Source organism: Thalassovita sp., from assembly GCF_963691685.1.
Classification (GTDB): domain Bacteria; phylum Pseudomonadota; class Alphaproteobacteria; order Rhodobacterales; family Rhodobacteraceae; genus Thalassobius.
This window is the reverse complement of record NZ_OY829290.1, coordinates 2521432-2527311: the sequence shown is the minus strand read 5'-3', so window position 1 is coordinate 2527311 and position 5880 is coordinate 2521432. Positions and strand designations below refer to the sequence as shown.

The following is a 5880-nucleotide window of genomic DNA, read 5'->3' as shown; positions in this document are numbered from 1 at the left end:
AATGAATGCCCTCTGAACAGACGTTTCCGCTTTTCCAGAAAGCGTTAGCACATCATTTGGCGGGCATCTCAGGCCTTAAAGGCATCCATGCTTTCCTGCGTGAAGACGGCCCCTGGCAAGAGGCCGCCCGGCTGGGCAAATGCGATATCGACGCGGCGGAGCCGGTGCTGGAACGCTTTGCGCCGGACGGCGGCGGATCTGTTGCCGCCATTGAGGATGCAGAGGGCACCGGGGATGCAGCGGCGGCGTGGCTGGCCAGCTATATGCTGGGCGCACCGGGGCTTGATCTGGTGGTGCTGTTGCGGCTTGAGGGGCTGGGGCCGGCTGAGCTGCAAGGGCAGCTGGCACAGGTCGAGGCCAAGGTCGGCTGGCTGATGCTGGCCGCGCTCAGTGACCGGTCCGATCAGGTTGAAGATATTGCACTTGGAACCGAAATTGGCGCGCAGGTCCTGCTGGATGCCGCCAGTGCCCGCAGCCGTCGCCAATTGGCCGATCAATGGATTGCCCGTCTGGAACGTGCGCTCAGCCCCGATCTGATCGCGGTCACTTGGATGAAAGCCGGGCGGCCAAAGCTGCTGGCGCTGTCCGGTGGTGGGCTGGTGGAGCGCAACAGCGAAGCCCGCAGTCAGGTTGAGGCCCTTGCCGATCACGCGGTTGAGGCGCGCACGCCCCTGCTAATCGCTGCGGAAAAAACACCTGACCCGGACCAGCTGCGCCCTGAGGAGGCGGATCTGCCCGATCCCGCCACACAATCCGCCGCCGAGGAGGAGCTGGCGCGGGTTGCGGCCCTGGGCGGCGCGCGCGGCGTGGCGATGCCGGTTTACGAAGGGGATGAGGCCGCAGCCGTTGTGGTGGCCGTCTGGGCCGAGGGCAGCACCGCCGGTGATCTGCACCCCGAAGCGGTGGACCTGCTGGCGCGTGTCTTAGGCGAAACACTGGCCATTCAGGGGCGGGCCTACCCATCGATCCTGCGGCGTTTGGGCAATTGGTGTTTTGCGCTGCTACGCAAGGTCTTTGGTCTAACGGCATGGAAGATCAAACTTTTCTGCGTCCTTCTCGCCCTGACAGTTGGCGTGTTGTCGCAATGGCCCACCCGGTATGAACCGGATTTCAGCGCCCGGATTGAGGCACAGGACCGGCGGGTGATTTCCGCCCCCTTTGATGGTTTCCTCTCCGAAGCGCCTTATCAGCTGGGTGATGTGATCGCGCCGGGATCTTTGATCGTGGCGATGGAAGACAGCGATCTGGTTCTGCAGGTGGCGCAGATCACCTCGCAACTGGGGGAGATCTCCTCCGAGATCCAAACGGCCCGGGCGCAGCGTGATACCGCGCGGGTGCAATCCCTTGAAGCGCAGGCGCGGCAGGTGCGGGTGCAGCTGGATCTGGCTGAACAGCAATTGCAACAGGCCCGCTTCACGGCGGAGGCGACCAGCGCCGTGGTCGGCGGTGACGCCTGGCGGCGCGTTGGCGGGCGGGTGCGTCTGGGCGAGGCGCTGTTGGAACTGGCCGCCACCGACAGGTTCCGCCTGTTGGTCTTTGTCGATGAGGATTGGATTGCCGACCTTAGCCCCGGCGATCAGGGCACGCTTTTGCTGACCGCCTATCCCGCCATGCCGATCGCGGTAACGCTCGACGGCATCACCACCGATCCGCAACTGCGCGATGGGCGCAACACCTTCGCTGCGTGGATGCGGCTGGATCAGCTGCCGGATGTCACATTGCTGGACGGGATGCGCGGCGTTGTGCGGGTTGACGCCGGTGAGACGACGATGCTGCAGGCCTACCTGCGTGGGTCGCTGCGCTGGCTGCGCCGCAGCCTGTGGCGGTGGGGGCTATGAGCAGCCTGCGCCACCCGGATTGGCACCTCTTGGGCGATCAGCGGTTTCGCCGCCGCGCCGCCATTGAAACCAGCCACCAGATGTTTCGCGGTGAGGCCTTTGTGGTGCTGTCGGATCGGATCACCGGCCATCACCTGCGGCTGAGCGAGAGGGCGCAGGATCTGTGGCGGCTGTTTGACGGGCGCCTGACGATGAATGAGATCTGGGACCGGCTGATGCGCCGCCCGGCAATTGCGCCCTCGCAGGGGGAGTTGGTGGACTGGGTGATGCAGCTGGTGGGCGCCGGGCTGATCCTGTCTGATCACGCGTTAGATCCGGTGCTGCTGAGCGAGCGCGGCCATAAACGGCGCGCCCAGTCGATTGAACAACGTCTGGCAAGTCCTTTGGCGATCAAGATAAAACTGGGTGACCCCCGCTGGCTGGTGCGCTTGAGTTACCCGCTGGTGCGCCCCTTGTTCAGCCGCTTCGGCGGGGTTTTGGTTCTGGCGACCTTCCTGTTGGCGTTGACGCTGGCCCTGCTCAATTGGGGCGAGGTCACAGCGGCGGCGGATCAAACGCTGCTGTCGCAAAGTGGCCTGTTGATGCTGGCGCTGGCCTATCCGGTGATGAAACTGCTGCATGAACTGTCTCATTGCTACGCGCTGCATCGTTTCGGCGGTCAGGTGCGGGAATTTGGCGTGATGCTGCTGCTGTTTTTCCCGGTACCCTATGTGGAGGCCTCAGACGCCAGCGCCCTGCCGGACAAACGCGCGCGTATGCTGGTGGGCGCAGCGGGCATTCTGTCTGAGATGCTGATCTCATCGATCGCGCTGATCCTCTGGCTGCAGGTTGAGCCGGGGGTGGAACGGGCGGTGCTGTTTAACTTCGTCTTGATCGGATCGGTGTCCACGCTGTTGTTCAACGGCAATCCGCTGCTGAAATTTGACGCTTATTTTGTGCTGTCGGACTGGCTGGAGATGCCCAACCTGGCCAAACGCGCGGGGGAGTACCTGCAGGATCTCTACCTCAGCCGGGTGGCCGGGCTGCGCCCCGAATTGAACCTGCGCCCGGGGGAGGCCGGTATCCTGGGCACCTATGGGATCCTGTCGCTGGGCTACCGGCTGCTGCTGACCCTGACCATCGCCTATATGATCTCAGGCTGGTTTTTTGTTTTTGGCGTTCTGCTGGCGATCTGGGCCATCGGGATGAGCCTGATCTGGCCGCTGGCCAAACTGTTTCGCAAGGGGCATCGCATGGCCAAAGCGCAAAACCGCACCCGCAGCGGCTGGATCCGTCAGGCGCTTTTCCTTGGCGGGATCAGTGCCGCGCTGACGCTGGTGCCATTGCCGTTTTCGGCCAAGGGGCAGGGGCGGATTGTGCCCTTGCCGGGGGCTGAGATCACCGCCGCAACCTCGGGCGTGATCGGGCGGGACCTGTTGGTTGATGGTGCAACGGCCGTGGCGGGGCAAGAGGTGACGCGCCTTCAGAACCCGGCCCAGACCGCCCGGCGCCAGGCGTTGGAGATCAACCTGACCGCACTGGAGGATGAGCTGTCGCGCAGCGGCGCAGATGTGGCGCAGCGCCTAAGGCTGGAACGCGAACGTGAGGTTGCGCTCACCGCGCTGCAGCAGGCCCGTGTGCAAGAGGCGGCTCTGTCGATCCCGGCGCCGCTGGATGGTAGGATCAGTTGGCAGGGTGGCCAGCCGCCACCCGCGGGCAGCTATGTCTATCGTGGTGACCGGCTGGGCTATGTGATTGCGCCCGAGGCGTTGCAGATTTCCGCCGCCTTTCCCGCCGCTTTTTCCGGTCGGATCACGGCTGAGGCGCAGCTGGTGATGCTGCTGCCCAATGGGCAGGAAATCCGCCGCCCGGTGGATCGGGCGCGGGTGGTTGATATCGGCCAGCAGGTGCCGCCCGAACTGCTGGTCTCCACCGGTGGGCCGGTGCCGGAACAGGCTGACCGCCCCGGTATGGCCTTGGATTCACGGTTGATCCTATGGGCCGCCCCCGAGGGCGATCTGAGCAATTGGGCCGGCGCCCGGGTTGAGGCGCGGGTGGATCTGGGACAGGCCAGCGCCTTCAGTCAGCTGTTGTTCCATGTCGAACGCCTGTTCCTCAGGGTGACGCGCCTATGAGTGGGGCTGGCGTGTTGCGGCGCCCGGTGCTCAAGGCTTTTGCCCGCTCGCGCCAGCGACCAGTGCGCCGCCAGATCGCGCCTTTTCACCGGTTTCGCCTGTTTGTTGATGAGTATCTGCTGTGGCATTTCGCTCCGACGGGCGAGCGGCTGAAACCGTTGCGGCAGGCGATTGCGGCGCAGGCCGAACAGATGGAGGGGCTTAGCTATCCCGGTCTGGTGCGGCTGTGCCGTCAGACCCTGCGGGCCGAGGATCTGCTGAAACCCGGGGCCGGCGCGGAACGGATCGCGGCGGTGCAGGAGGTGATCCGCCGCGAAACCGGGCTGCGGCTCAGGACCAATCAGATCGAATGTGCGGTTCTGCTGCTCAACGGCGATTGCGTGGAGCTGCGCACTGGTGAGGGCAAAACGCTTTCGGCTGCTTTGGCGGCTTTGGCGGCGGCCAGTGTGGGCGTGTCCACCCATGTGGTGACGGTAAACGATTATCTGGCTGAGCGGGATCATGACCTGATCGCCCCTCTGGCGGCGCGGATCGGGCTCAGTTCAGCCGTGGTGTTGCAAAGCGATGCGGATGCGGACAAACGCAGCGCCTATGACTGCGATATCGTCTACGGCACCAACAAGACCTTTGTGTTTGACCACCTGCGCGACAAACGGGAACAGCATCAACAGAGCGAACGTGCGCTTCTGCGCCAGACCGGGCAGGCCCTTGCGATTGTGGATGAGGTCGACTCGGTCCTGATTGATGATGCCACGGTGCCGATGATCCTGTCAGAACCCGCTGAGTTGCCACCCGAGGTGGATGTGGTTCTGTTTCGCAACCTCATCGCCTTTGCCCGCGCGTTGGTGCCGGGGCAGGAACGGGTGCTGGACAGTCATGGCAATTGGCGGCTGACCAAGGCAGGGATCGCCCATCTGGAGGAGGTGGCCCCGCAGTGGCGTCACCCGCTGGCCCGCACTGCGGATGTGATTAAACTGGCCGAACTGGCCTTGACCGCCACCTTCGGGTTTCTGGAAGGCGTGGCCTATATCCTGCGCGAAGGTGAGGTGGTGATGGTGGATCAGGCCACCGGCCGGCTGATGCCAGACCGCAAGTGGGATTACGGTCTGCAGCAGATGATTGAGATTGTGGCGGGTGTTGCGGTCACGGCCGAGACCCGCACCGTGGGCCACATCACCCAACAGACCTATTTTCGCCAATACCGCATCCTGTCCGGCCTGACCGGCACGGCGCATGAATGCCGGGCGGAGTTCTGGGCGATTTTCAAACTGGCGGTGAAGCCGGTGGCGCCTCATGCGCCATCGCGCATGGTGAACCACGGGCTGCGGCTGTTTCGCCGTGCCGATGCCAAATGGCGGGCCGTGGCGGAGCGCGCCATCACCATGGCCAAGGACCGGTCCGTGCTGATCGGCGTCAACGATGTGTCTGAAACCAATGCGCTGGTGGCGGTGTTTCAGAACATCGGGTGCGAGGTGGCGGTGCTGAATGCGCTCAGCGAAGCGCAAGAGGCCGAACTGGTTGCCCAGGCGGGGCAGGCGGGGCGCATCACCATCGCCACCCATCTGGCTGGTCGCGGCACCGATATTGCGCTGGAGGAGGGCGTGCGAGCCGCGGGCGGGCTGCATGTGATCATCGCCTCGGTCATGGCTTCGGCCCGATTGGAACGCCAGCTTTATGGCCGTGCCGCCCGTCAGGGCGATCCCGGCAGCTATGACCGGATGATCAGCCTTGAGGACCGGGGCCTGAGCGAAGGGGCGTTTTCGCTGTTGCGCCACAGTGTGACATGGCTGCTGCGGCGCCGGATCTTGCCGCGATTTAGTCTTGCCAAAATCCACGCGGACCGTGATCGTCGTGCCCGAAGCCTGCGGCGGAAAACCCTGCTGCGGGAACAGGATATGCGGCGTCGGCTGGGCTATAAATAGCGGGCT

The 5880-nt window shown here is 64.3% G+C and carries 3 protein-coding genes; all 3 read left to right on the top strand.

All coding sequences use genetic code 11. The features are described 5' to 3' along the window. Nucleotides 1-5 precede the first annotated feature (5 nt). Genes ACORLH_RS12295 through ACORLH_RS12285 form a run of 3 tightly spaced genes read left to right on the top strand, consistent with a single transcriptional unit; the run spans nucleotide 6 to nucleotide 5874 of the window. Nucleotides 6-1838: an HlyD family efflux transporter periplasmic adaptor subunit gene (locus tag ACORLH_RS12295; RefSeq protein ID WP_321828698.1), complete on the top strand. Its 1833-nt coding sequence runs from the start codon at nucleotides 6-8 to the stop codon at nucleotides 1836-1838. Continuing rightward, the gene (locus tag ACORLH_RS12290) at nucleotides 1835-3952 is read left to right on the top strand and encodes a peptidase M50 (protein WP_321828697.1); all 2118 of its coding nucleotides are present in this window, start codon (nucleotides 1835-1837) and stop codon (nucleotides 3950-3952) included. Before ACORLH_RS12295 ends, ACORLH_RS12290 begins: the two co-directional genes overlap by 4 nt. Beyond that, on the top strand, nucleotides 3949-5874 hold the full coding sequence (locus ACORLH_RS12285; RefSeq protein ID WP_321828696.1) for a DEAD/DEAH box helicase: 1926 nt from the start codon (nucleotides 3949-3951) through the stop codon (nucleotides 5872-5874). The genes ACORLH_RS12290 and ACORLH_RS12285 overlap by 4 nt, the downstream gene beginning before the upstream one ends. The last annotated feature ends 6 nt before the right edge of the window (nucleotides 5875-5880 follow it).

Bases quoted from the DNA above. Each gene is read 5' to 3' on its own strand.
- ACORLH_RS12295 (WP_321828698.1), top strand. From the start codon at position 6: ATGCCCTCTGAACAGACGTTTCCGCTTTTCCAGAAAGCGTTAGCACAT.
- ACORLH_RS12290 (WP_321828697.1), top strand. From the start codon at position 1,835: ATGAGCAGCCTGCGCCACCCGGATTGGCACCTCTTGGGCGATCAGCGG.
- ACORLH_RS12285 (WP_321828696.1), top strand. From the start codon at position 3,949: ATGAGTGGGGCTGGCGTGTTGCGGCGCCCGGTGCTCAAGGCTTTTGCC.